A 25405-nucleotide genomic window follows, 5' to 3' on the forward strand; every position below is an offset into this window, starting at 1 on the left:
CCCGGCCGAATCCGGCTCAGCGGAACTGGGCGATGGTCTCCAACACGCCCTCGCCGAAGTTCTGCACCTTGACCGGGCCGACCCCGGAGACGTCGAGAAGCTCCTCGGGTGTGGCCGGGAACTGCTCGACGATGGACAGCAGCGTCGCGTCGGAAAAGACCATGAAAGGCGGCACGCCCGCCTCCCTGGCTACGTCGAGGCGCCAGGCCTTGAGGGCGAGGAAGGCGTCCTCGTTGTACTCCGGCTCGCACTCCGCGTGGCGCCCCAGCGACTTCTCCGCCGAGGTGTCCAGCGGGTTGCCGCACACCCGGCAGGCCCGGGCCCGCTTGAGCCGCTGCGGGGTCTTCTCCACCTCGAGCTCCGGGGCGATCCCGTCGAGGAAGCGCGAGCGCGTCCGGCTCTTGCGCCCGCCCTCCTGGCGAGCCAGCGACCACGACAGGTGCAGGTGCTCCCGGGCACGGGTCACGCCCACGTAGAACAGGCGGCGCTCCTCCTCCACCTGGTCGTCGCCGGCCTTGATGGCGTGCGAGATGGGCAGGGTGTTCTCCACCAGCCCCACGAGGAAGACGGCGTCCCACTCCAGGCCCTTCGCCGCGTGGAGGCTCGCCAGGGTCACCCCGTCGACGGCGGGCGGCTGCTTCGCCTCGGCGCGCTGGCGCAGGGAGCGCAGGACATCGACCAGGTTCTCCGCCTCGCCGCGCTGGACGATCTCCTCGATGAGGTCCACCAGGGCGGAGAGGGTCTGCCAGCGCTCGCGGGCCTGGGCGCCCTCCGGCTCGGTGGGGGTCAGGCCCAGCGGCGCGAGGGCAGCGCGGGCAACGGTGACGGGCTCGTCCGGCAGGTCGGGACGGCGGGCCGCGGAGACGAGCGCGGAGATCGCCTCGCGGATCTCGGGGCGCTGGAAGAAGCCCTCGCCCCCGCGCACCTGGTAGACAATCCCGGCGTCGGCGAGCGCCGATTCGAACGCGGCGGACTGGGCGTTGATGCGGTATAGCACCGCGATCTCCCGGGCGGCGACCCCGGCGTCGAGAAGCTTGCGGATGGCCGCCGCGACCTCGCGGGCCTCGGTGGGCTCGTCGTCGTAGGCGTTGAAGGTGGGGGCCGGGCCCGGCGGGCGCATGCCCTCGAGCTGGAGGCGGGTGCCGGCGACGCGGCCGGTGGCCTTGCCGATCACCGTGTTCGCCAGGTCGGTGATCTGCGGGGTCGAGCGGTAGTCGCGCTGCAGCTTCACCACTGTGGCGTGGCTGTAGGTGCGCGAGAAGTTGAGCAGGTAGTCCGGGGTCGCGCCCGTGAAGGAGTAGATCGTCTGGTTGGCGTCGCCGACCACCGTCAGGTCGTCGCGCTGGCCCAGCCAGCCTTCGAGGACGCGCTGCTGCAGCGGGGTGACGTCCTGGTACTCGTCAACCACGAAGCTCTGGTACTGGGTGCGGAACTCCTCCGCCACCGCCGGGGCGTTCTCGAGCGCCCCCGCGACGTGCAGGAGGAGGTCGTCGAAGTCGAGCAGCATCCCCTCCGGGCTCGACTTCGCCTCCTCGTACATGCGGTAGACGTCGGCGACCTTCGCCGGGTCGGCCGGCGGGGTGCGCCTGGTGCCGGCGACGCGCGCGGCGTAGTCATCGGCGCCGATCACGGACGACTTCGCCCACTCGATCTCACCGAGCAGGTCGCGCACCATTTCCTTGCCGGAGTCGAGCCCCGCCGCGCGGGCGGCGCGGCCCACCAGGGGGAACTTGTTGTCCAGCAGGCGCCACGGCATGTCGCCGGCGATCTGCGGCCAGAAGTAGCGCAGCTGCCGCAGCGCGGCGGCGTGGAAGGTGCGCGCCTGCACCCCGCCGATGCCCATGGTGCGCAGGCGGTCGCGCATCTCCCCCGCCGCGCGCTGCGTGAACGTCACGGCGAGGACCTTGTTGGGCGAGACCATCCCCTGGTCGATCAGGTGGGCGATGCGGTAGGTGATCGTCCTCGTCTTGCCCGTGCCGGCGCCGGCGAGGATGCACACCGGCCCGCGCGGGGCGGTGGCGGCGACGCGCTGGTCGTCGTCGAGAAGCGAAAGGTCAATCGTCATGGTGGGGCAGTTCTACTCTGCGGGAAGGATGTTGTCGGACGTGGAGGAAGAGTCGCGGTTGTGGCGCACATAGAGCAGCCGGTCGCCGGGCTCCACCGTTTCCGCCTCCGGGGAGTCGATGCGGTAGAGCTCGCCCGAGCGGACCACGCCGAGGACCACGTCGGCGAGGTGGCGCGGGTTGGCGCCCACCTCGTCGTCGCCGATGGGTCGCTCCGCCACCGCGAAGCCCTCGTCGGGGCTGAGCAGGTCCTCCATCATCGCCACCACGGGCGGGGTGACGGTGGCCAGGCCGAGGAGGCGGCCGGCGGTCTCGGAGGAGACCACCACCGAGTCAGCGCCGGACTGCATGAGCAGGTGCTGGTTCTCGCTCTCGCGGACGCTGGCCACGATCATCGCGGCCGGCGCGAGCTCGCGCACGGACAGCGTGACAAGCACAGCCGTGTCGTCGGAGGAGGGCGCGACGACGATCGAGCGCGCGCGGCGTACGCCGGCGATGTTGAGCACGTCCGATTTCGTGGCGTTGCCGTGGACCGTGACCAGGCCGCGGTTCTCCGCGCGGGTGAGCACGGCCGCGTCGGCGTCGATGACAACGATGCTGGACGGGGAGGCGCCGTCGGCGAGGAGGGCGTCGACGGCGGAGCGGCCCTTCGTGCCGTAGCCGATGATGATGGTGTGGTTGCGCACGGTTCTCCTCCACTGCTGAATCTGGAGCGTCTTGCGGGAATCTTCCGTCAGAACGGACAGGGTGGTGCCGACCAAAAGCATCAGGAAGGCGATCCTGAGCGGGGTGATGACCAGGATGTTCATCAGGCGCGCCCCCTGGGTGACGGGGGTGATGTCGCCGTAGCCGGTGGTCGACAGCGACACGGCCGAGTAGTAGGTCGCGTCGATGAAGGTCAGGGGCTCGGTGTAGCCGTCCTTGTCGAAGTAGACGGCGATCGACACCCCGATGACGATGAGCGTGGCGTAGAGGAAGCGGCGGCTGATCAGCAGCCACGGCGAGGACCTCTCCGAGGCGGGGATCCGGACGACGTCGAGAAGCGTGTGGACCGGCGTGTCGACGACGTGCGCGTCGCCCTGAAACCTGTCGCGCCACGTCATCTGCGGCATGATGCTACCGATCCACTTCACGCTGACAACCCCTCATCGTCCTGCTTCCGCTACGAACTCTAGCCCCTCACGCGAGGAATCCCGAAGCAGCTGCGACAGCTCCCCGTGGCCGGGCAGGTCGGCGGGACTGTAGGTCTCGCCCGTGCGCACGTAGAAGAAGACCGCGCGCACCTCGCGTCCGTCGGCGGCGATGCGCTTCCACGCCTCCCGGTACACCGCGAGCTGCAGCTTCAGCGACTCCATCTCCCCCGCCGTGGGCTTGCCGCCGGTCTTCCAGTCCACGACGGTCCAGCCGTCGGCGTCCTCGAACACCGCGTCCATGCGCCCGCGCACCACCGACTCCCCGAGCGCCAGCTCGAAGGGGTGCTCGACGAAGGCGGGGGTGCGCCGCGCCCACGGGCTTTCCTCGAAGTTCTCCTTCAGCCGCGCGAGCGTGCGCTTGTCGACGTCCGGCTCCTCGCCCCCGGGCAGCTCGTCCTCCGTCAGGAGGGGCCGCGCCCCGTAGAACTGCTCGATCCACTCGTGGAACGCCGTACCGCGCTTGGCGTAGGCGTTCGGTTTGAACGGCACGGGCCGGCGGGCGCGGCGGGCGAACTGGGCCGGGTCGGCCTTCAGCGCCACGATGTCGGAGGCCGTCAGCTCCCCCGGCACGACGACGGGGACCTCGGCGCTGCTCAGCGCCTCGTGTTCGCGGATGAGCGCCTCCGTGTCGCGCTCCCAGAGGGAGAACAGCTCGCCCGCCGCCGCCGGGGGGAGCTCGCCCATCGCGCCGCGCACCGCCTCGGCGGCGCGGGCCTGCCCCGCCGCGACGGCGAGGTGCGGCCACAAGCCCTCCTTGGCCGGCACCGGCGCGGCGGGCTCGTCGGCGTCGCCGCCCTCGCTCTCCCAGGCGACGACGCAGTCCCCGGGGACGAGACCGTGCAGGGCCGCGAAGTGCTCGTAGGGCTCGTTCTCCCGGGCCACCCCCGGGCTGCGCCTGGCCGCGGTGACCAGGAGCTTGCGGGCGGCGCGGGTGATGGCCACGTAGAACAGCCGCGCCGACTCCTCCGCCAGGCCGTCGCGGCGGTCGTCGACGTAGGCCTTGGCGGCCTTCTCGAACTCCGTGCGGTCGCCCGCCTCCTCGAAGGCCTCGAAGTCCTCGCCCGGCAGGTGCTTGACGAAGGTGAGGAAGGTCTCCGCCTTGGCGTTGTAGGTGTTCGAGTCCGCGTGGACGACGGCGACGGTGTCCCACTCGAGACCCTTCGCCTTGTGCGCGGTGAGGATCTGCACGCGGTCCGTGCGCACGGCCACGCTGCCGGGGGTGAGCCCGTCCTCGTGGGCGCGCGCCAGCTCGAAGTAGTCGAGGAGTGCGTCGACGCTCGCCCCGGGGTAGTCGGCCACCTCGGCCAGCAGCCTGTCGAGGTGCACGGTGCCCGCCGCGGAGCTGCGCGCCAGCACCTCCGTGCGGATGCCGAAGACGGAGATGATGTCGGCGAACAGATCCGGCAGGCGCTTGCCCAGGCTGCGGGTGCGCAGGGCGCGCAGCTTCGCCGCCAGGTCGCGCAGGCGGGCCAGCCCCTCCGCGCTGTAGCGCTCGGGCTCGCCGAGATCGGCCACCGCGTCCGTCAGGCCGGCGGGCCGGTCCGCGGCAGCCATGATGTCCTCGGCCTCGGCGACGAGGCTCTCCAGCTGTTCCTCCAGGTGCTGCAGCGGGTCGTCTGCGGCCGGGTGCTCCGGCGCGCGGTCGGCCCCGCGCAGGTTCGCTGCGCGGCCGGCCAGGGCGTCGAGGTCCTTCAGCCCCAGCCCCACGGCCGGGCCGGCGAGGATGCGCAGGGCGGCGGCGGAGTCGTCGGGACGGACGAGCATGGTCGCGATGGCGACGGTGTCGGCAACCTCGGGGACGTCGAGAAGCCCGGCGAGCCCGACCACCTCGTAGGGCACCCCCCGCTCCTCGAGGGCCTCCGCGACCTCCGCCGAGGTCTTGTTCTTGCGCACGAGCACGGCCGCGGAGAACTCCCCGCCGGCGGCGAACTGCTCGGCGAGGTTGTCCGCGACGAAGGCGATCTCCTCCTCCGCGGTGGCGAAGAAGCCGAGGGCGACCTCGCCGGCGCCCGCCCCCTCCCGCGGTTCGAGCGCGGCCACGGCGCGTGCCTCGCCCGTGCCGAGGAGGGCGTCGGAGACCGTGTTGGCCAGCCCGAGCACCTCGGGCGGGTTGCGCCAGGAGGTGGTGAGCTGCTTCTTCGGCGCGGCGCCGCCGGGCAGCGGGAAGTCCTCCACGAAGGCGGCGAGGTTCGCCGCCGTGGCCCCGCGCCAACCGTAGATGGCCTGCATCGGGTCGCCCACCGCTGTGACGGTCAGACCGGGGTCGCGGCCCTCGCCGAAGAGGCTGCGCAGGAGCACGCGCTGGGCGTGCGAGGTGTCCTGGTACTCGTCGAGCATGACCACCCGGAAGCGGCGGCGCTGCGACTGGCCCACGGCGGCGTGGTCGCGCGCGAGCTTGGCCGCGACGGACATCTGCTCGTTGAAGGTGACCACGCCGCGCTGGCGCAGCTCGGCGCCGAGCGCCTCAACCAGCGCGAGGAACTTCGCCCGCTCCTCCTGCTTGGCGCGCCAGCCGGCCAACGTCTTGGTGAACTCCACGCGAGCCCGCGGCCCCTTGGGCAGCTCCTCGGTCTCCTTTAGGAAGATCTCGGCGTGCTCGCGCAGCGCGGCCGGGTCGGAGAGCTCGTTGCCCATGGAGGACACCAGCGCGAGCAGGGTGTCGACGACCCCGCCGACCGACAGGTTGTTCCCCTCCTCTGCCAGCAGCTCGCCGTTGAAGTCCCGCACCACGTCGTGGGCGATGGCGTGCAGCTCGGCCGCCGTGATGAGGCGCGCGTCGGGCTCGACCGGGACGAGCAGGCCGTACTCGCGGATCAGCTCGCCGGCGTAGGCGTCGTAGGTGGACACCGTGGGGGCGATGACCTCGAGGTTCTCCGCCAGCTGGCCGGAGGGGTCGAGACGGCGTACCAGCTCGGTGTTCGCGGCGAGCACCCCGAGCCTGTCCCGGATGCGCTTGCCCAGCTCCTGGGCGGCCTTGCGGGTGAAGGTGAGGCCGAGGATCTCGTCGGGGCGGGCGTATCCGTTGGCCACGAGCCACACGACGCGCGCCGCCATCGTCTCGGTCTTGCCGGCGCCCGCGCCCGCCACGACGAGCAGCGGGCCCGGCTCGGCGCCGATGATGTCGGCCTGCTGCGGCGTCGGCGGGAACGGCTGCCCGAGGTAGCGCGACAGGACGACGGGGCTCATGTCCTCGCGGCGGGTGGGGTTAGGCATTGGGGGTCACCTGGCCTTCTGGTTGGACGGGGCACAGCGCGCGGACAGCGCAGCGGTCGCAGTGCGCGCCGGTGCGCGCGAGGAGTTCGGGCCCGGCCATGGCGGCCGGCAGCGGCTCGATCGCCGCGGCGAAATCGGCGAGCTGCTCCGCAGATTTCCGGGCCTGCTCCCGGGTGGTGGTCGACTTGGCCTCCGGCTTCGGGTACACCAGCACAGCTCCACCCACCTCGAGGGGGTCCTGGCCGGGCGCGGCGGTGACCACGGCGCCGTCGCGCAGGGCGCCACGCGACAGGGCGAGCTGGTAGGCCTGCAGCTGGGCGTTGGCCTCGGCCTCCGCCTTGGTGGGCACCGCCGAGCCCGATTTGAGGTCGACCACGTGGTACGCGCCGCTGGCCTCGCGCTCCAGGCGGTCGACCCGCCCGGCGATGCGCAGCCCGGGGGCGACCTCGACGTCCACCTCCGCCTCCACGGCGACCTGCTCGAACGTGCCCCGGGTGGCGTCGAGCCACCGGCTGGCGCGCAGCAGCATGGCCTCGAAGTCGGCGACGTCGCGCTCCGCCTTCCAGCGGGGGGCGTCGTCCGCGCGGCGGCGGGCGTCGAGCGCGGCCCGGCGCGCGACGGTCTCGTCGACGCCGTTGCCGAGCGCCTCGAAGTAGGCGTGGGCGATGGAGCCCCACACCATGTTCAGCGAGGCATCGAGCCCGACCATGCGCTCGAGCACGGCGCGCATCGGGCACTCCAACAGGCTCTCGATGCGCGAGGGCGACAGCCGGTGGCGCGGGTTCAGCGCCTCGCTTGTCGACGCCCCAGTGACCGCCCACCACTGCCCCGGGTCCGCCCCGGGCACCCCCGCCAGGGCGAGGCGCGCGAGCTGGCGCGCCGCCTGCGCGCGGGTGGCCCCGTCGCTGGTCTCCGCGGTGAGGGCGCGGCGCAGCTCGGCGATGAGCTCGTCGCGGGCGAGGACGCGGAGGGTAGATGCGTCGGCGCCGGGTCCCGCGGGGTCCACCGGGTAGTCCCCGGCGGTGACGCGGCGCGCCGTGATCCCGTGCTCCGCCTCGAACTCCGCGACGAAGCGGGAGGGTTCCACCACCTCGTCCCCGTCGGGGTCGTCGACCGCGACGACGAGGAGAGATTCGGTGGCGCGGCTGGCGGCGAGGGCGAACAGGCGACGCTCCTCGGTGAGGCGCTCGGCCTTGTGGGAGACGGGGACGGCGGGGTCGACGCCGTTGTCGATGAGGTCGACGAGGTCCTCCTGCCCGAAGATCGTGCCCGTCTCGCCCAGGGAGGGCCAGGTCTGCTCCTGCACCCCGGCCACGATGACGCGCCGGAACTCGCGCCCGGCCACGCCGTGGGCGGTGAGCAGCGCCACCGCGTCGGGGGTGGCGGTGCGGCGGTCGCGCACGCCCGTGGGCAGGACCTGTTCCCTGATGTGGGTGATGAAGGACTCCACCCCCGCCGTGGCGAGGCGCTCGGTGAAGTCGCCGGCGGCGTCGAACAGAGCCATCACCGCGTCGAGGTCGCGGTCCGCCTGGGAGCCGCCCGCCCCGCCGCGCAGGGCCGCGGCCAGCAGCCTGTTGGCCAGGCCGGTGGCGTTCCACACCGCCCACAGGACGTCCTCGACGGTGCCCTCCTCCTGGGCGGTGCGCCCGGCGTCGAGGACGGCGCGGACGTGGTGCAGGATGTCCAGCTCGCGGTCGGTGAGGACGGTGCCGAAGTCGGGCAGGCCAGCCCGGGCCACGAGGAGCCCGCGCAGCGTCTCCTCCGCCCGCTGCTCGGGCGCCCAGCGACGCAGGCCGCGCAGGAGGCGGCGCAGCGTCACCGGATCCGTGCCGCCGACGGGGCCGAGCAGCAGGTCGCGCCACTCGCTCGCGCTGAGCTCCTCGTTCAGCGCGCGCAAGCCGAGCAGGAGCGAGGCGACGATGCGCTGCTCGCTGAGCACGACGTCGGTCGGGTTGAGCACCGCCGGGACCCCGGCGTGCAGCAGCGCCTGGCGCACTGGTTCGAGCATGCCGGTCGAGCGCACCACCACCGCCATGTCGCGGTAGGCCACGTCCTGCTCGAGGTGGGCGCGGCGGAGGGCGTCGACAAGCACGGCGTGCTGGGTGGCGGCGGAGTCGGCGATGACCGCCGCCCGGCGCGGGTTCCGCCTGCTCGCGCCGAGGTCGATGACCTCGTGGTCCAGCCCGCCGAGGGTACGGAGGAACTGCGGCGAGGCGCCGCGGAAGTGGAAGACCGACTGCTCGGCGTCGCCGCCGACCACGCCGAGGTCGGCCGCCTCCACCAGGCGCCGCGCGAGGTCGGAGGAGGCGGGGTCGAGGTTCTGCGCGTCGTCCAGGAGCACCGTGTGCCACTGCCCCTCCAGCGGGATCCGGGAGGCGGCGGAGACGAGCTCCGAGGCGGAGAGGTTGCGCGCCCCGCTCAGCGCCATGACCTGCTGGTACTCGTGGAGGAAGTCCCCGGCCGCGGTCCAGATGGGCCGGGCGTGCGCCGCGCCCAGCGCCCGCAGGTCCTCGGGCGCGAGGCGGCGCTCGACGGCGCGGAGGAGGAAGTCGCGCAGCTGGCGCGCGAAGCCGACGAGCGGCAGCGCCGGGCGCAGCTCGGCGGGCCAGGTGCCCCTGCCGTCGGCGGCGTGGCCCTGCAGCAGCTGGCGGATGACGGCGTCCTGCTCTGCCCCCGAGATCAGCCGGATCGGTTCCTCCGAGCGCTGCCTGACCAGCGCGAAGGCCAGCGAGTGCACAGAGCGGACAAGCGGGGCGTCGGTGACGAAGCCGGATCCGGCCAGCCGGTCCGACAGCTCGACGCGCAGGCGGGAGGCGGACTCCTTCGAGGCGGTGAGAACCAGCACCCCGCGCGGGTCCGCGCCCGACTCGATGGACCGGACGGCCGTGTCAATGATGAAGCTCGACACACCCGACCCGGCGCGCCCCGTGACCTTCCACGTGCCGTGGCCCGGCGGCGGGACCGGCCACTCGCGGCGGGCGAGGTTGCGTCTGCGGGGGACGAGGAAGGCGCGCGGAGCGACGGGCACCGCGGCGCCGGGAATCGAGGGGGCTGAATCCATGCCCCTCATTGTGTCAGGCTAGGCGGACACGAGCAGCGAGCGGACCCGGGCGATCTCCGAACTCATGTTCGGCCCCTCGTGGGCGTCCAGGATTTCCCTGTAGTCGAGGGCGCGCCCGGCGAGCTCCGGGAGGTCCGGGATGTGCGCCCACCGGGCCACCACGCGCTCGTCCACCGCGTGGGCGAGGAGGCCGTCGACAAGCGCGAGCGCAGCCGTGTAGCCGGCCGGGCGCGGCTCGGCGGTCGGGGCGATGTCCGTCAGCAGCGGCGGGAGCGTGCCCGCAAACAGGCAGGAGTAGAAGAAGTCGGCGTGCGCGGGACGGGCCGCGGCGGGCATCTCGGCGCCGCGCCACGCCGCGCGGTCGGCCTCCGCCCAGCGGTCGGTCCGGTCCACGCTCGGCGCGGGGACCCCGGCCAGCGCCTCATCGAAGGCCAGCGCGGCCGCGATCACCTCGTCCACCCGGGAGCTCACCTCGCCCTCGGCGAAGTCGCTCGCCGCGAACCCGCCCACGACGAAGCGCCCGTCGGTCGCCCGCACCGGGCGCGACACGCGCAGCCCGGGAACGGAGAGCCGCTCCCGCACCTTCGCGGACCAGGCCGCCGTGGGCACCGCGCGGGAGACCACCACCCGCCCGAAGCGCGCGCCGTTGCCCCAGGCCGGGCCCGTCGCGGCGGGCGTGTCCCCCTCGAGCTGGAACGCGGCCAGCACGTGGTCCGGGATGCCCCCGCGCCCGTCAACTGCGCCCACTGAGTCCACTGCGCCATCCACCGTGTCGTCCACTCGCTCCTCCTCGCTCACGCCTGCGAGCCTACAAAACCGCCGGGCGCGGGTAGGGCCACGGGTTTGCCAGGCACGTCTCTCCGGTGTCCGGATAGATCTCCTCGGGGTCGATAGAGTGCAGCTCAGCGTTGCTCAGGCTGAGCGTCTGCTGCATCATCACCGGCGCCAGCGCCCCGTTGGCGGGGCAGGGCTCGTGGGCCGCGAAGCCGAGCGCGTGGCCGACCTCGTGGTTGATCAGGTACTGGCGGTAGCGGCCCAGGTCGCCCTCGAAGGGCGCGGCGCCGCGGACCCAGCGGGATTCGTTGACCACCACGGTGCTCTCCCCGGTGATGGTGGTGCGGCAGCTCACCTCGAGGCTGAGCTCCCCGCCGCAGCGCTCGCGCGCGGTGCCCACCGACGTCAGCTGGATGCGCAGGTTCGGATTGTCCGACCCGCTCACCCGCTCGAAGCGGAAGCGGGGGTCGTTGGTCCACCCCCGGGGGTCGGCAAAGGTGGCGTCGATAAGCGCGGCGAAGGCGTCGTCGCCGCCGTAGCTGGAGGTGGCGACCCCGTCCTCGACCTCCACGACGTAGCGGATGACCTGTTCCGTGCCCTGCCCCGCGGCGGCACCGGGGACGCCCGCCTCGTGGTAGGTGCCCGCCCCGCGCTCTGTGAAGGGGCCGCCCGGCGGCAGCTGCTCGAGCCCCGGCTCGCCCTCGGGAAGAGCCGCGGGCGTCCGCGTCTCGGACCCCGCAGCGGCCTGCTCACTCGTGGCGGCGGGCGGGCCGGCGACGGCGCTCTCCCCCGGGTTCTGCACCATGTTCACCAGCACGAAAGCCGTGACCACCCCGAGCACCGGGATGGCGTAGGCGCGCCAGCCGTACTCCCTGGCGAAGCGGACGAAGAAGGACTCTTGCCCCTCCGGTCCGCGCTGCTCGGGGGCGGGGGCGTGGCGTGGCGTCATAGCGAATTAATGTAGCCCGCGCTTAAGAGGCGAAGCCAACCGCGCGGGCGGTGGTGTTGCCCACCTCCACGTAAGAGATCCTCTCGGTGCGGACGACGAACTTGCGGCCGCGTTCGTCGCTCATCGTCAGCGTCGGCTCCCCGCCCTCGATCGCGCGGGTCACCTGGGCGAGGATCTCGTCCTGGTCGCCGGCAGAGGCGATGACGAGCTCGCGGGGGCTTTCGGCAAGGCCGATCTTGATGTCCATGGCGGTTGAATCACTGTCCTTCGTTGTACAGGGGGTTGAGCGCGCGGCTTGGCGCGCTGCGTTGGTCCCATTGTAACGGCCTGGCGCTAAGATACTCGTGTGCCCTACTCAGCCGACAGCCCCCGACCGCCGGCCGCCGAGGTGACTTTCGCGCAGCTCGGCGTTGCCGCCGAGATCGTGGACGCCCTTTCCGAGCTCGGCATCACCTCCACCTTCTCCATCCAGGAGCTGGCCATCCCCATCGCACTTGAGGGGCGCGACCTCATCGGCCAGGCCCGCACGGGCATGGGCAAGACCTACGGCTTCGGGGTCCCGCTCATCGACCGCGTCTTCGACGACGCCGACATCGCCGAGCTCGACGGCACCCCGCGCGCCCTCGTGATCGTGCCCACCCGCGAGCTCGCGGCGCAGGTCGGCGAGGACCTCGAGGCCGCGGCGAAGCACACGCCGGTCCGCTTGACGACGATCTACGGCGGCCGCCCCTACGAGGAGCAGGTCGCGGCGCTGGAGGCCGGCGTCGACGTGGTCGTGGGCACCCCGGGCCGGTTGATCGACCTCCACAACCGCGGCGAGCTGCGCCTCGACCGCGTCGCCGTCCTTGTCCTCGACGAGGCCGACGAGATGCTCGACATGGGCTTTCTGCCGGACATCCAGAAGCTGTGGTCGGCGCTGCGCGCGCCGCTTCAGACCATGCTCTTCTCCGCGACGATGCCCGGGCCGATCCTCACGCTGGCGCGCTCCATGATGGACAAGCCGGTGCACATCCGCGCCGAGGCCGCGGACGCCGCCCCCACCCACGCCACCACGCGGCAGGTGGCCTTCTACTCCCACAGGATGGACAAGCCCGAGGTCACCGCCCGCATCCTCCAGGCCCAGGGGCGCGGCAGGACCATCATCTTCGCCCGCACCAAGCGCACCGCCGCCGACGTGGCCGACGACCTGGCCGCCCGCGGCTTCCCCGTCGGCTCCGTGCACGGGGACATGGGCCAGGAGGCGCGCGAGCGCTCCCTGTCCGCCTTCCGCTCCGGCGAGGTGGAGATTCTCGTGGCCACGGACGTCGCCGCCCGCGGCATCGACGTCGACGACGTCACGCACGTGATCAACTACCAGACCCCGGACGACCCCATGACCTACGTCCACCGCATCGGGCGCACCGGCCGCGCGAAGCACTCCGGCACCGCCGTCACCCTGGTCGGCTTCGACGAGGGCCACAAGTGGGAGATGATCGACGGCGATCTCGGCCTCGGCATGGGCGAGCTTCCCTCCTGGTTCTCCACCTCTCCGGAGCTCTACGACGCCCTCGGCATCCCCTCCAACGCGGCCGGGAAGGTGGGCCCGGCGCGCCAACTGCGCGACCGCCCGGACCGCCCGGACAAGGCGGGCAAGGCGCGCAGGGCGAGCGCAACGAGGAGGAGGCGCCGGTGACCCCGCCCCTGCGCCGCACCCGCGGCGACCTTGTCGCCACCGGGATCATCGCCGCGGTCAGCGCGGTCGCTGTGGCGGCGGCCGTGGCCACCGCCCCCATCCGCTCCGCCGAGCTCACGCCCGCCGCCGGTGAACTGGCGGACGAGGGCAAGCTGGCGGCGGCGCCTGCGGCGCTGAGCGAGACGTTCCGGCTCCCCGACGACTCCCCGGGCCGGCGCCCCCTCGTGGCCGAGGGCCTGCTCATCACCCACTCCGGCACCACGCTGACCGCCACCACGGCCGAGGGCGAGACCGCCTGGACCTACGAGCGCGACGCTGCCCTGTGCTCGCTCAGCCAGGCCTGGGGGAAGGTCGTGGCGACCTACCGCGCCCCCGCCGGCTGCGGCGACGTCGTCGCCATCGAGGCCCTCACCGGGCACTACGCCGGCACGCGCTCCGCCCCCGCCCCCGAGCAGGTGGCGGGCCTGAGCTCCAACGACAAGGTGGGCTATTCCTCCTCCACCCGCACCGAGCTGTGGCGCTCCGACCTCGTCCGCACGGTCGAGTACGGGGCCGTCGAGGCCCCCCAGGAGGCCGGGATGCAGCCCCACCAGTGCACTCAGACGTCCGCGCTGACCCGCACCGAGCTGCTCGCCGTCACGGAAAGCTGCGGGGACGGGTCGTTCCTCCGCCTCCAGAGCACCACCCCCAAGGACTCGCGCGAGCCGGACATCCACGCCAGCGTCCCCATCCCGGACGGCGCCTACCTCGTGGCCGTGGGCCAGCAGGCCGCGGCGGTCTACGACCCCGCCGCGGCGACCGTGAGCAGCTACGACAAGCAGGGGCGCGCGCTCGCCTCGGCGCCCGCTCCGGGGCTCGGCGAGGGTGAAACCATCGACGCCACCCTCCACGTCCCCGCCAACGCCGACCTGCCCCACCACATGACGTACTTCTCCGGCGGCCGCCTGCTGCTGTTCAGCCCCACCGAGCTGCGCCTCACCGCGACAATCGGGGACGCACTGGGCACCGGCGTCGCCGCCGGCGACCGGCTGCTCTACGCCACCGAGCGGGGTGTTGCGGTGGCCAACTGGGACACGGGCGAGACGGAGACGGTCATCCCCGTCGACCGGGCGGGGTATGCCGGGCCGGTGTTCGTGGATTCGGCGGGCGCAGGGGTCGTCGAGAAGCGTGGCTCCGAGCTGGTCTACCTCGCGGCGAACTAGCGGCGCGCGTACGCCGCCCGCGAGTACTCCCAGGACGCGGGGTGGAAGATCATGGCCAGCGCGAGCGCCGCGGACAGGAGCGTGACCAGCCCGAGGAGCACCGCGCCGCCGCTGAACATGTAGAAGGCCACGCCGATGAGGATGGCCTCGATGAGGACGATCGCGCCACTGCCCGTCGAGCGGCCCCGGAACATGCGGACCGCGGAGTAGGCGACGAAACCGAAGACGATGACGATGAACACCGCCGTGCCCACCCCGACGTACTGCGCCGCCGCTGACTCGGATTCGACGCTGTTGTCGGCCACGCCGCGCAGGTTCGTCACGGCGAGCCAGAGAGCGTAGGCGAACAGGGCCGCGCACTGCACGAGGACCACGATCGCGCCGAAGCGGAGCACCGCCGGCGGCTCGCCTTCCGCATTTCCGGCCTGTGCTCGGCCGCTCGGGACCGGGTTGTCGCTCTTGTCTGGGTTCGTAGTCACCCGGACAGTCTAGCCCGCCGGTCGCGGCGCCCGGCGATTTGACCTCGGGCCCCTCCACGTACTCCCCAGCTTTCCCACATACGCGCAGGTAGAGACCAACAGGAGTCCGCGTGTACGCCCGTCCAGCCCGCCCTGTAATTCGTTTTGATTCAGCGCCTGGATATGATATGCGTCACTTTTCGACGTTTACCTCTAGCGCAACTGCTGTTTACGTGCCATCATTCTCGGGTAGCAAAAATAAAGACTTGGTTGCCCAGGCTTTAACTCCCGGCCAACGCCGGGTGAATACCAGGGAAACGGATGACGGGCCCACGGAACCCGCCCGAAACCTGGCAGCGCACTCCGCTCTACGCCACCCCGCACCGGGGCGGCGTTGTGGCGCGCGCACACCATACGACCGCAGTACCCACACAAACCACAAGGAGCATTCACCATGGATTGGCGCCACGACGCAATCTGCCGCGACGAGGACCCCGAACTCTTCTTCCCCGTCGGCAACTCCGGCCCCGCACTCGCCCAGATCTCCCAGGCCAAGCTGGTCTGCAACCGCTGCCCCGTCACCTCCCAGTGCCTCAAGTGGGCCCTCGAGACCGGCCAGGACGCCGGCGTCTGGGGCGGCCTCTCCGAGGAGGAGCGCCGCGCTCTGAAGCGCCGCAACAAGCAGCGCGCCCGCAACCGCCAGCGCCTCAGCGCCTAAGGGCCCCGGCACCCGATTTCCCGGCCTCTGCGCAGGGGCGATAAAGTAGACAACCTGTACCTTTTCAACCCGGCAACAAGGAGGCCCCCATGAGCAAGCGTGGTCGTAAGCGCAAGGATCGCCGCAAGAAGAGCGCCAACCGCGGCAAGCGTCCCAACGCCTAAGCGCTCCCAACACGAGACACCCCCGCTCCGCCGAAAGGCGAGACGGGGGTGTCTCCTTTGTGGGGCAACTCGAGGCTGGACTCAGCCCTGGAACCGGTACCGCGTCACGGACACGGTGCTGATCGAGGTGATGATGCGCTGCCGCAGCGGCTCGGGGGCGTGCGCCTCTCCGCAGCACTTGCGCACCAGCCCGCGCACCGCCAGCTCCGCCTGGAGCTGGCTGAAGCACTGCGGGCAGGAGTCCAGCTGCTGCCTGATCTGGGCGGCGCGCTCGGGGGTGGTGTCGTCGTCGAGAAGCTCGCGGAGGAGCGCCTTCGCCTCCTGACAGCTCGGGTTGTGCTCGTGTCCGGCGCTCATCAGTCCTTACTCCCTCGCTCGAGTCCGATGCCTTGTTCGTTCGCTACGTCCTTCAACATCTCCCGGAGCTGTTTTCTTCCCCGGTGCAGGCGCGACATGACGGTCCCCAGGGGGATGTCCATCACCTCGGCGATCTCCTTGTAGGCCAGGCCCTCGACGTCTGCGTAGTAGACGACCATGCGGTAGTCCTCGTTGAGCGCGTTGAGCGCCTCGGAGATCCGCGAGTTCGGCATCGACTTCAGCGCCTCGACCTCCGCCGACTCCAGGCCCGTCGACTCGTGGGAGCTGGAGGTGTAGAGCTGGTGGTCGGTGATCTCGTCCGCGGAGGTCTCCAGGGGCCGGCGCTGCTTCTTGCGGTAGCTGTTGATGTACGTGTTCGTCATGATGCGGTACAGCCACGCCTTGAGGTTGGTGCCCTGCTTGAAGCTGTCGAAGGCGTTGAACGCCTTGAGGTAGGTCTCCTGGACCAGGTCCTCGGCGTCCTGGGGGTTGCGCGTCATCCGCAGCGCGCCGCCGTAGAGCTGGTCCAGCAGCGGCATCGCCTCCTCGGTGAAGCGCTCGTGCAGGTCAGTGTCGGCCATAGGGGACATTGTAGCGTCGGGCCGCAGTACCTCTGAGAACATGGGAGGGGCACGGCCACCACCGCGACGAGAAGGAGCAGCCATGGCACGCAGGACCCGCGCCCTCGAGGCGCTGGCAGACACACCCCACGAGGTGCTCGAGTACGCACCCAGCAGCGACCACTTCGGCGAGCACTCCGCCCGCGAGCTGGGCATCGACCCCGCCGCGGTGCTGAAAACCCTCGTCGTCTCGGGCCCGGACAGACAGCTCGCGCTGTGCTGCGTGCCCGTCGCCGGGCACCTGAGCCTCAAGCACGCCGCGCGGGCGCTCGGCTGGAAGCGCGCCGAGATGGCTGAGCCCGCTCGCGCCCAGCGCGCCACCGGCTACGTCGTCGGGGGCATCTCCCCTCTCGGCACGACGACGCGGCTGCCCACGCTTCTCGACGCCACCGTGGCCCACCTCGACACCGTCACCGTCTCGGCGGGCCAGCGCGGCCTGTCGGTGCGCCTCGCCCCGGCCGACCTGGCGGCACTGGCGGGGGCTCAGTTCGCAGACATCAGCTCGGCGTAGTCGTTGCGCACGTTGCCCACCTCCTGCGCCGCCTCCCGGGCGGCGAGCCGGTCGGCCACGCGCGAGGGGTGGACCAGCTCGAGGGCGTCTGCCGGGGACCCGTCGACCCACTGCTCGACCTCCTCGGGCGCAAGGAACAGCGGCAGGCGGTCGTGCAGCCACGCCATGTTCTCGGGGGCCGCGGTGGTCACCATGGTCGTCGACAAGCGACCCAGCCCCGTGTCCCACAGGGCCGCCGCGTAGAGCAGGCCCTCGCCCGGGGCGACGTAGTAGGGCTGCTTCCGGCCGTCCACCTGCTTCCACTCGTAGTAGCCGTCGAGGACCATGAGCCCGCGGCGCTGGGCGAAGGCCGCACGGAAGGAGGGCTTCTCCGCCACCGTCTCGCCCCGGGCGTTGAACAGCGGCGGGCCGGTCTCGTCCTTCTTCCAGGCGGGCAGCAGGCCCCACCGGGCGGCGTCGAGCTGCGCCCCGGCGTCGGCGAAGCGCACGAGCGGCACCTGCTGGGTGGGCGCGATGTTGTAGCGCGGGGGCGGGGTCCCGTCGGGCGCGGAGACCGGGGCGGCCCCGGGCAACTGCCCGATCGCGTCGATGAGGTCCGACCCGGTGGTAAAGAGTACAAAACGACCGCACATGCCTCCATTATGATTGATCGCATGACTGACTTGTGGCCTGCGCCTTTCGCCTCGGGACCGATCACCCACACCCAGGTGGTGCCGGGGTCGAAATCGATGACCAACCGCGCCTACATCCTCGCCGCGCTCGCCGGGGAGCCGTCGACGATCGCGGGCGCGCTGCGCTCCCGTGACACGGACCTCATGCGCGGCGCCCTCGAGGCGATGGGCACGCAGTTCTCCGAGAGCCCGGACGGGACGCTCGAGGTCCGGCCGGCGCCGCTGCGCGGGGCGGAGGTCGACTGCGGGCTAGCCGGCACGGTCATGCGCTTCCTCCCGCCGGTGGCGGCCTTCGCCGACGGCGCGGTGCTTTTCGACGGCGACGAGCAGGCCCGCCAGCGCCCCATCAGCACCATCCTCGACGCGCTGCGCCGGCTCGGCGTGCGCGTCGCGGGCGACGGGCTGCCCTTCACCGTCCACGGCGTCGGACGCGCCGAGGGCGGGCTCGTGGACATCGACGCCTCCGGCTCCTCCCAGTTCGTCTCCGGGCTGCTGCTCGCCGCGCCGCGCTTCGAGCGCGGCGTGACGGTGCGCCACACCGGCGGCACGCTGCCCTCGATGCCCCACGTCGAGATGACCGTCGACATGCTCGCCCACGCCGGCGTCCGGGTCACCGCCGCTGGAAACACGTGGTCGGTGGCGCCCCAGCCCATCGGCGGGCGGACGTGGACCATCGAGCCCGACCTGTCCAACGCCACCCCCTTCCTCGCCGCGGCCGCGGTGACCGGCGGCGTGGTGCGCGTGCCGAACTGGCCCATCTCCACGACCCAGCCCGGCGACGTGATCCGCGACATCCTCGACCGGATGGGCTGCGAGGTCGAGTTGCACGCCGCTGGCGCGACGCACGACCTCGAGGTGCGCGGCCCGCAGCGCGGCACGCTGCGCGGCATCCGCATCGACATGGGCGACATCGGCGAGCTCGCCCCGACCGTCGCCGCTCTGGCCACCCAGGCCACCACGGCCTCCGAGCTCACCGGCATCGCCCACCTGCGCGGCCACGAGACCGACCGGCTGAAGGCGCTGACCGAGGAGATCAACCGGCTCGGGGGCAACTGCGAGGAGCTGCCCGACGGCCTGCGCATCCACCCGGCCCCGCTGCAGCCCGGCACCTGGCACTCTTACGCCGACCACCGCATGGCCACCGCGGGCGCGATCATCGGCCTGACCACCCGGGGCGTGAAGGTGGAGAACATCGCCACCACCGCGAAGACCCTGCCGGGCTTCGCCGACATGTGGTCGGGCATGGTGGGGGCGTAGGGAAGGTGGCACGCCGCTTTTCCGACTACGACGAGTCCGACGTCCGCGTCCGCCCCGGCAAGGGCTCGCGGCCCCGCACCAAGGACCGCCCCCGCCACGCCGACGCCGTGGCCGGCATGGTGGTCACGAAGGACCGGGGGCGCTGGGGAGTCGTCCTCGACGGCGCGGGCACCGTCGTGCAGTGCATGCGCGCCCGCGAGCTGAAGCGCACCTCCGTGGAGGTCGGCGACCGCGTCGGCGTCGTCGGCGACACCTCGGGGGCCAAGGACACGCTCGCGCGCATCGTCAAGCGCGAGGAGCGCACCTCAGTGCTGCGCCGCACCGCCGACGACACGGACCCCTACGAGCGCATCATCGTCGCCAACGCGGAGCTGCTGCTCATCGTCGTCGCCGTGGCCGATCCCCCGCCGCGCACCGGCTTCGTCGAGCGGGCGCTCATCGCCGCCTTCGTCGGCGGGGTCACCCCCGTGGTCTGCCTGACCAAGTCCGACCTGGCCGACCCGGCCGTTTTCCGCGCCGAGCTCGAGGACCTCGACGTCGACGTGTTCGAGGTGGGCATCGACGACCCCACCGCCGAGCTCGAAGAGCTCGTGCGGGGGCGGCTGTCCGCCCTGATCGGCCACTCGGGCGTCGGTAAGTCCACCCTGGTCAACCGCGTTGTGCCCGAGGCCCGGCGCGAGACGGGCGAGGTCTCCGGCGTGGGCAAGGGCCGCCACACCTCCACCCAGTCCGTGGCCCTGGAGCTGCCGGGCGGCGGCTGGATCATCGACACCCCCGGGATCCGCTCCTTCGGCCTGGCGCACGTCTCCCCCGAGGAAATCATCCAGGTCTTCCCCGACCTCGAGGAGGAGACGGAGCGCTGCCCGCGCGGCTGCACCCACCTCGGCCCTCCCGCCGACCCCGAGTGCGCCTGGGACGCGCTCGACCCCTCCACCGTGCGATGGCGCCGCGCGCAGGCCGTGCGCCGGCTGCTCGCCGCGCTCGGCTCGAACAACGAGTGGGAGCTAAAGCAGCTCGATGAGGAACGGTAGCTCGCTGGGGTCGAAGAAGGCCATGTAGTTGTCCTGGGCGTCGCCCACGGCCAGCTCCGCGTCCTCGTCTCCCAGCTCCGCGGCGTCGATGTTCTCGATCGCGCGGGCGGTGGCCTCCTCGGCCTCCTTGACGTCCACGTGGATCGCGGCGACGTCCGCGAGCCCAACGGGCCCGCCCAGCTTCACGACGGCCTCCCCCATGTCCGGGTGGCCCTCCGCGCCCTCGACGTCGGCGGAGACCACCACGCGCCTGTGTGGGAAGTCGGTCTCGTCGCCCACGGTGAGCAGGCGCAGCGAGGTGCGCGAGGCCTCGTCGAAGGCGATCTCCTCCAGCTCCTCCTGGTCGCCAGAGGTGTAGAACTCGGTCAGCTCGGGAGTCACCGCGAACGCCCAGCCGTTGCGGGCGTGCAGCACCCCCTCGGCCGCGAGGGTCTTGAGCATCCCGAAGGTGGCCGGCACGTAAACGCGCACTAGAACTCACCCTCGATGCCGAAGAGCGACTGGATCTCCACGGCGGTGCGCTCGAAGGCGGTGTGGAGGATGCCGATCATCCCGTGCTCGACGGCGGCCCGGACGTTCATGATGTCGTCGTCGATCATGACGCAGTCCGCCAGCGGAACGTCGATGGCGCTGGCCGCGGCCTGGAAGGCGGCCCGCTCGGGCTTTTCCCAGCCCACGTCGCCGGAGAGCACGACGGCGTCGACGACGCCGCGGAACTCCCACTCGCGGATCGCGTCGGCCTCCCGCCCCTCCGACTCGGCGTTGGAGAGGATCGCGGTGGAGATGCCCTGCGCCTTCACGGCCTCGATGAGGGCGGTCCAGCGTTTCCGGTCCTCCGCGTCGTCGAGGTCGAGCACTCCCGCGTAGTCAATAATCAGTCCCTGCATTAGGTGTCTTCCGTCTCTTTCGTGCCTACTAAAGTGTGCCGCTTCGCGGGCGCGACAGCACGCGCGAGTGCCACAATACTACCTGCCCCGTACCGCGTCCGCCCCTCCCTGCACCTACCCGCGCGAGGAGGAATCCATGTACTACCCCGTCCCCGGCCACCGGCACATCAAGGTGCTCGTTCAGCCGCGGCCCGACCCGCCGTTCAACCCCCGTCCCGCTCCCCGCCCGCAGCCGCGGCCCGCGGCGAGGCCCTCCCCGCTGCTCCTCGTCGCCCTCGACGCCGCCTTCGGCATGCGCGACGCGGCAGCGCTGCGGCACGCCAGCTACGCCGCCGGCGTGCGCGGCCACATCAACGCCCGCCGCAGAGCCAACGCCCCGGCGGGGCCGGTGCGCGTGCTCACCTGCCACGCCCGCGAGGGCGGGGAATTCTTCGGCACCGTCCAGGCAGGAGGGCGCCGCTTCGCCTACGCCGCCCGCGTCGCGGACGGGAGGCTGGTGTCCTTCAAGGTGCTCTAGGCCTGGGCCGTGCTGCCCTGCTCGGGGGCCGCGGCCTGCTGCTCGAACTGGCGGCGCAGCATGAACAGCTGGCGCACCGTCTCCTCCTGCACGGCCTCGTTCATGGCGTTGAACATGTCGCCGCCCTCCTTCTGGTACTCCACCAGGGGGTCGCGCTGCGCCATCGCGCGCAGGCCGATGCCCTCCTTCAGATAGTCCATCTCGTAGAGGTGCTCGCGCCACTTGGTGTCGATGATCGGCAGGATGACCATGCGCTCGAGGTTGCGCATCTGCGCCTCCCCGCCGATCGCGGAGACGTTCTCCTCCAGCTTGGCGTACTGCGCCAGCGCGTCCTGCGTCAGCGCCTCGCGCAGCTGCTCGGCCGAGATCTCGCCGGGGCGGCCGTACTCCGAGCCGTCGACAAGCTCTGCGGCCGTGACCGAGGGTCCGTAGAGCGACTCGAGGGCGCTCCACAGCTCGTCGAGGTCCCAGTCCTCGACGTAGCCCTCGCGGGTGGCCCCGTCGACGTAGGCACCGACGGTGTCGGTGATCATGCGGCGGACCTGCTCCTTGATGTCCTTGGCGTCGAGGATCTCGCGGCGCTCGCGGTAGACCACCTTGCGCTGCTCGTTGAGCACCTCGTCGTACTTGAGCACGTTCTTGCGCATCTCGAAGTTCTGGTTCTCCACCTGCGCCTGGGCGCCCTTGATGGCGTTGGAGACCATCTTCGCCTCGATCGGGACGTCGTCGGGAACGTTGAGGCGGTTCATCATGTTCTCCATGGACTGCCCGACGAAGCGGACCATGAGGTCGTCGCGCATGGAGAGGTAGAAGCGGGTCTCGCCGGGGTCGCCCTGGCGGCCCGAGCGGCCGCGCAGCTGGTTGTCGATGCGGCGCGACTCGTGGCGCTCGGTGCCGATGACGTAGAGCCCGCCGTTGTCGCGGACCTCGTCGCCGAGCTGCTTGGAGCGCTCCTTCGCCTTGGGCAGCTGCTCGTTCCACGCCTCCTGGTAGCGCTCCTCGTCCTCGAAGGGGTCGAGGCCCTGGGCCTGCAGCTTGGCGTCGAGGAGGATCTCGGGGTTGCCGCCGAGCACGATGTCGGTGCCGCGGCCGGCCATGTTGGTGGACACCGTGACCTTGCCGGGCAGGCCGGCCTCGGCGATGATGCGGCCCTCCTCCTCGTGGTGCTTGGCGTTGAGCACGTTGTGCTTCACGCCCTTGCGGGTGAGCAGCTGGGAGAGGTACTCGGAGCGCTCGACGGAGGTGGTGCCCACGAGGACGGGCTGGCCCTTCTCCACGTGCTCTGCGATGTCCTCGGCGACGGCGGCGAACTTCGCCTCCTGGGTCTTGTAGACGAGGTCGTCGCGGTCGACGCGCTGGTTCGGCTTGTTCGGCGGGATCGCCACGACGTCGAGGCCGTAGATCTGGTGCAGCTCGGCGGCCTCGGTCTCGGCCGTGCCGGTCATGCCGGCGAGCTTGTCGTAGAGGCGGAAGTAGTTCTGCAGCGTGACCGTCGCGAGCGTCTGGTTCTCGTTCTTGATCTCGACGTTTTCCTTCGCCTCGATCGCCTGGTGCATGCCCTCGTTGTAGCGACGCCCGGCGAGCACGCGGCCGGTGAAGGAGTCGACGATGAGGACCTCGCCCTGCCGGATAATGTAGTCCTTGTCGCGCTCGAAGAGCTCCTTGGCCTTCAGCGCGTTGTTGAGGTAGCTGACCAGCTGCGAGTGCTCGGGCGCGTAAAGGTTGTCGATGCCCAGCTGGTCCTCGACGAACTCCACGCCCTCCTCGGTCACGCCGATGGTGCGCTTGCGCTTGTCGACGTCATAGTGGATGCCCTCCCTCATCCGCGGCGCGAGCTGGGCGAAGACGGTGTAGAACTGGCTGGAGCCGTCGACGGGGCCGGAGATGATGAGCGGGGTGCGGGCCTCGTCGATGAGGATCGAGTCGACCTCGTCGACGATGGCGAAGTTGTGCCCGCGCTGGACCATGTCGGACACGGAGCGGGTCATGTTGTCGCGCAGGTAGTCGAAACCGAGCTCGTTGTTCGTGCCGTAGGTGATGTCCGCCGCGTAGGCCTGCTTGCGCTCCGGCGGGCGCATCTCGGAGAGGATCACGCCGACCTCGAGGCCGAGGAAGTGGTGCACGCGGCCCATCATCTCGGCGTCGCGCTTGGCCAGGTAGTCGTTGACGGTGACGATGTGGACGCCCTTGCCGCCGAGGCCGTTGAGGTAGGCGGGAAGTACCGAGGTGAGGGTCTTGCCCTCGCCGGTCTTCATCTCGGCGACGGAGCCGAAGTGCAGCGCGGCCCCGCCCATGATCTGCACCTTGTAGTGCTTCTGGCCGAGAACGCGCCAGGAGGCCTCACGGGCGGCGGCGAAGGCGTCGAGAAGGATGTCGTCGAGCGTGGCGCCGTCGGCCAGCTGCTGGCGGAACGCGCCGGTCTTGGCCTTGAGCTCAGCGTCGGAAAGGGCCGCGTAATCGTCCTCGAGTTCGATGACCTGGTCGGCAATCTTGCTCAGGCGTTTGACGGTGCGGCCTTCGCCGGCGCGGAGCAGCTTTGACAGTCCAAACACGTGCGTTTTGTCCTTCGTTCGGTAAAAAGCGAATTGAGTATCAACCCGTCATTGTACGCACGGGCCCGCCACCGGCCCGCCCGCGTCGCTGAAAGAAGCCTACGAAAAGACCGCCCGGCACCTTCACGGGGAAGGGCCGGGCGGTGGGAGGGGCGAAGCCTACGCCTCTGCATCCTCGGCCAGGGCGATCAGGCCGTAGTCGAAGGCGTGGCGGCGGTACACCACGGAGGGGCGGGAGGTGGCCTCGTCGACGAACAGGTAGAAGTCGTGGCCGACCAGCTCCATCTCGGAGAGGGCGTCGTCAACGCTCATCGGGGTGGCGGGGTGCTCCTTGCGGCGCACGACCTGCCCCGGCTGGAAGTCCTCCACCAGCCCGGCGTACGGGTCGGCGTTGTCCTCCTGTGCGGACTCGGCGCGCGCCTCGCGTGCCTCGGCCTCGAGCTCGGCCGCGATCTCGCCGGTCGACTTGGGGGCGCGGTGGCCGGAGCGGGAGATCTCGCGGCGCACCTTGACCTTGCGCAGGGAGCGCTCCAGCTTGCCGACGGCGGACTCCAGCGCCGCGTAGAAGCTGTCCTCCTTCGCCTCGGCGCGGGCGAGGTGGCCCTTGCCGGTCGCGGTGATCTGGATGCGCTGGGCCTGGGCCTCGCGGCGCGGGTTGGGCTCGTGCTGCAGCTCGACGTGGAAGAAGGTCAGCGTCGGGTCGAGCTTCTCAATCTTCGCGAGCTTCGCGTTCACACGGTCCTGGAAGTGCTCAGGGACTTCAACGTTTCGGCCAGTGATGGTCACCTGGGCCTCGGGGCTCAGGACTTCGTTGTTGTCTGCAGAGGTCATCTGCTTCCTCCCTTGAGTAGTCGGAACGGGGGACTACCACCACTATACAACTGGTAATAACCAATGGGCCCTAAAAGGATTCAAAAAGAATTCACCTCTCAGGCCGCGCACAGGGCCACGCACGCCGCGACGTCGCAGCCGAGGGCGAGAAGCTTCGCGACGCTCGCCTCCAGCGTGGCCCCCGTCGTCACCACGTCATCCACCACGATCACGGGCCCGGCCGGGACGAACGCGGCGCGCACCGCCCCGGCCAGGTTCGCCCGCCGCTCCTCCGCCCCGAGGGTCGACTGGTCCGCCGTGCGCGGCGCCAGCGCGAGCGCCGGCCATGTCTGTCGGCCCGAGGCGCGGCACACCGCCTCAACCGGGTCCCCGCCCCGCGCCCGGGCGGAACTCGCGCGGGTCGGCGCCGGGACGAGCCCCGCGCCGGCGGGGATCTCCCCGCGCGCCTCCAGGTGCTCGAGGCCGGCCGCGACAACGGCGCCGAGGTGGCGGCGCAGCGCCAGGTTATTGCGCTCCTTCATGGCCAGCACCACCCCGCGGTGGGCGCCCGCGTAGGTGCCGAAGGCGAAGGTGGGCACGTGCGGGTGGGTCCGCGGGCTGACCCGCTGCGGGGGCTGCGCGAGCGCCCGGCGGCAGGCGCCGCACAGGTGCTCCCCCGGGGCGCCGCATCCCCCGCAGCGCCGCGGGAGGAGCAACTCGAGCAC

The 25405-nt window shown here is 71.5% G+C and carries 23 protein-coding genes and 1 pseudogene; 8 read left to right on the forward strand and 16 right to left on the reverse strand.

Features of this window, described 5'->3' with window-relative positions; genetic code table 11:
* Nucleotides 1-16: 16 nt before the first annotated feature.
* From DYZ02_RS04290 to DYZ02_RS04320, 7 genes are read right to left on the reverse strand one after another with little or no spacing between them, the layout of a single operon-like run.
* The gene (locus DYZ02_RS04290) at nt 17-2065 is read right to left on the reverse strand and encodes an ATP-dependent DNA helicase UvrD2 (protein WP_115685132.1); all 2049 of its coding nucleotides are present in this window, start codon (nt 2063-2065) and stop codon (nt 17-19) included.
* Between the two features lie 12 nt (nt 2066-2077).
* Nucleotides 2078-3166 (reverse strand): potassium channel family protein, encoded by a 1089-nt coding sequence (locus DYZ02_RS04295; protein ID WP_425451035.1) that lies wholly within the window; start codon nt 3164-3166, stop codon nt 2078-2080.
* Between the two features lie 42 nt (nt 3167-3208).
* Nucleotides 3209-6469, reverse strand: a complete 3261-nt coding sequence (locus DYZ02_RS04300) for an ATP-dependent helicase (protein WP_245945640.1) — start codon at nt 6467-6469, stop codon at nt 3209-3211.
* Complete coding sequence (locus tag DYZ02_RS04305) at nt 6462-9530, reverse strand: ATP-dependent DNA helicase (RefSeq protein ID WP_115685133.1); 3069 nt, start codon at nt 9528-9530, stop codon at nt 6462-6464. The genes DYZ02_RS04300 and DYZ02_RS04305 overlap by 8 nt, the downstream gene beginning before the upstream one ends.
* A gap of 18 nt (nt 9531-9548) precedes the next feature.
* The gene (locus DYZ02_RS04310) at nt 9549-10328 is read right to left on the reverse strand and encodes a hypothetical protein (protein ID WP_245945641.1); all 780 of its coding nucleotides are present in this window, start codon (nt 10326-10328) and stop codon (nt 9549-9551) included.
* Between the two features lie 10 nt (nt 10329-10338).
* Nucleotides 10339-11253: a DUF3152 domain-containing protein gene (locus DYZ02_RS04315; protein WP_115685134.1), complete on the reverse strand. Its 915-nt coding sequence runs from the start codon at nt 11251-11253 to the stop codon at nt 10339-10341.
* Between the two features lie 22 nt (nt 11254-11275).
* Nucleotides 11276-11500 carry a DUF3107 domain-containing protein gene (locus DYZ02_RS04320; RefSeq protein WP_115685135.1) on the reverse strand — a complete coding sequence of 75 codons (225 nt, stop codon included), beginning with the start codon at nt 11498-11500 and terminating at the stop codon, nt 11276-11278.
* 99 nt (nt 11501-11599) lie between these two features.
* On the opposite strand from DYZ02_RS04320, the gene DYZ02_RS04325 reads away from it, so the two are divergent.
* Nucleotides 11600-12925, forward strand: coding sequence for a DEAD/DEAH box helicase (locus DYZ02_RS04325; RefSeq protein WP_115685136.1), 1326 nt, complete (start codon nt 11600-11602; stop codon nt 12923-12925).
* Nucleotides 12922-14127 (forward strand): Rv3212 family protein, encoded by a 1206-nt coding sequence (locus DYZ02_RS04330; RefSeq protein ID WP_115685137.1) that lies wholly within the window; start codon nt 12922-12924, stop codon nt 14125-14127. Before DYZ02_RS04325 ends, DYZ02_RS04330 begins: the two co-directional genes overlap by 4 nt.
* On the opposite strand, the gene DYZ02_RS04335 is transcribed toward DYZ02_RS04330, so the two are convergent.
* A complete protein-coding gene (locus DYZ02_RS04335) occupies nt 14124-14606 on the reverse strand; it encodes a hypothetical protein (protein WP_245945643.1) in 483 nt (160 codons plus the stop codon). The two genes, DYZ02_RS04330 and DYZ02_RS04335, sit on opposite strands and share 4 nt — an antisense overlap.
* A gap of 433 nt (nt 14607-15039) precedes the next feature.
* Between DYZ02_RS04335 and DYZ02_RS04340 the strand changes: the two genes are divergently transcribed.
* Nucleotides 15040-15303, forward strand: a complete 264-nt coding sequence (locus DYZ02_RS04340) for a WhiB family transcriptional regulator (protein WP_115685139.1) — start codon at nt 15040-15042, stop codon at nt 15301-15303.
* Between the two features lie 89 nt (nt 15304-15392).
* Nucleotides 15393-15467 (forward strand): 50S ribosomal protein bL37, encoded by a 75-nt coding sequence (locus DYZ02_RS11715; RefSeq protein ID WP_100227335.1) that lies wholly within the window; start codon nt 15393-15395, stop codon nt 15465-15467.
* An 81-nt stretch (nt 15468-15548) separates the two neighbouring features.
* On the opposite strand, the gene rsrA is transcribed toward DYZ02_RS11715, so the two are convergent.
* Nucleotides 15549-15824 (reverse strand): mycothiol system anti-sigma-R factor, encoded by a 276-nt coding sequence (rsrA, locus tag DYZ02_RS04345; protein WP_115685140.1) that lies wholly within the window; start codon nt 15822-15824, stop codon nt 15549-15551.
* Nucleotides 15824-16405: a sigma-70 family RNA polymerase sigma factor gene (locus DYZ02_RS04350; protein ID WP_181896890.1), complete on the reverse strand. Its 582-nt coding sequence runs from the start codon at nt 16403-16405 to the stop codon at nt 15824-15826. Before DYZ02_RS04350 ends, rsrA begins: the two co-directional genes overlap by 1 nt.
* Before the next feature lie 82 nt (nt 16406-16487).
* Between DYZ02_RS04350 and DYZ02_RS04355 the strand changes: the two genes are divergently transcribed.
* A complete protein-coding gene (locus DYZ02_RS04355; protein ID WP_115685142.1) occupies nt 16488-16955 on the forward strand; it encodes an aminoacyl-tRNA deacylase in 468 nt (155 codons plus the stop codon).
* On the opposite strand, the gene DYZ02_RS04360 is transcribed toward DYZ02_RS04355, so the two are convergent.
* Nucleotides 16928-17587: an SOS response-associated peptidase gene (locus tag DYZ02_RS04360; RefSeq protein WP_115685143.1), complete on the reverse strand. Its 660-nt coding sequence runs from the start codon at nt 17585-17587 to the stop codon at nt 16928-16930. The two genes, DYZ02_RS04355 and DYZ02_RS04360, sit on opposite strands and share 28 nt — an antisense overlap.
* Before the next feature lie 21 nt (nt 17588-17608).
* Here DYZ02_RS04360 and aroA point away from each other — a divergent pair, with 21 nt between their 5' ends.
* Together aroA and rsgA are read left to right on the forward strand one after the other, a co-directional pair.
* Nucleotides 17609-18883, forward strand: a complete 1275-nt coding sequence (aroA, locus tag DYZ02_RS04365) for a 3-phosphoshikimate 1-carboxyvinyltransferase (RefSeq protein WP_245945645.1) — start codon at nt 17609-17611, stop codon at nt 18881-18883.
* Nucleotides 18884-18888: 5 nt separating this feature from the next.
* Nucleotides 18889-19914: a ribosome small subunit-dependent GTPase A gene (gene rsgA, locus DYZ02_RS04370; RefSeq protein WP_115685145.1), complete on the forward strand. Its 1026-nt coding sequence runs from the start codon at nt 18889-18891 to the stop codon at nt 19912-19914.
* Here rsgA and DYZ02_RS04375 read toward each other — a convergent pair.
* Together DYZ02_RS04375 and DYZ02_RS04380 are read right to left on the reverse strand one after the other, a co-directional pair.
* Nucleotides 19888-20385: a DUF6912 family protein gene (locus DYZ02_RS04375; protein WP_115685146.1), complete on the reverse strand. Its 498-nt coding sequence runs from the start codon at nt 20383-20385 to the stop codon at nt 19888-19890. The genes rsgA and DYZ02_RS04375 overlap by 27 nt on opposite strands.
* Nucleotides 20385-20813: pseudogene (locus tag DYZ02_RS04380) on the reverse strand (HAD-IA family hydrolase); the annotation flags it as partial. The gene DYZ02_RS04375 and the pseudogene DYZ02_RS04380, both read right to left, overlap by 1 nt.
* A 124-nt stretch (nt 20814-20937) precedes the next feature.
* On the opposite strand from DYZ02_RS04380, the gene DYZ02_RS04385 reads away from it, so the two are divergent.
* On the forward strand, nt 20938-21318 hold the full coding sequence (locus DYZ02_RS04385) for a hypothetical protein (RefSeq protein WP_115685148.1): 381 nt from the start codon (nt 20938-20940) through the stop codon (nt 21316-21318).
* Here DYZ02_RS04385 and secA read toward each other — a convergent pair.
* From secA to DYZ02_RS04400, 3 genes are all read right to left on the reverse strand, one after another.
* On the reverse strand, nt 21315-23870 hold the full coding sequence (gene secA, locus DYZ02_RS04390; protein WP_115685149.1) for a preprotein translocase subunit SecA: 2556 nt from the start codon (nt 23868-23870) through the stop codon (nt 21315-21317). The two genes, DYZ02_RS04385 and secA, sit on opposite strands and share 4 nt — an antisense overlap.
* Before the next feature lie 159 nt (nt 23871-24029).
* Complete coding sequence (hpf, locus tag DYZ02_RS04395) at nt 24030-24701, reverse strand: ribosome hibernation-promoting factor, HPF/YfiA family (RefSeq protein ID WP_115685150.1); 672 nt, start codon at nt 24699-24701, stop codon at nt 24030-24032.
* 98 nt (nt 24702-24799) lie between these two features.
* Nucleotides 24800-25405, reverse strand: coding sequence for a ComF family protein (locus DYZ02_RS04400; protein ID WP_115685151.1), 606 nt, complete (start codon nt 25403-25405; stop codon nt 24800-24802).

Origin of the sequence: Corynebacterium senegalense (assembly GCF_900411315.1) — a bacterium.
Taxonomy (GTDB): Bacteria; Actinomycetota; Actinomycetes; order Mycobacteriales; family Mycobacteriaceae; genus Corynebacterium; species Corynebacterium senegalense.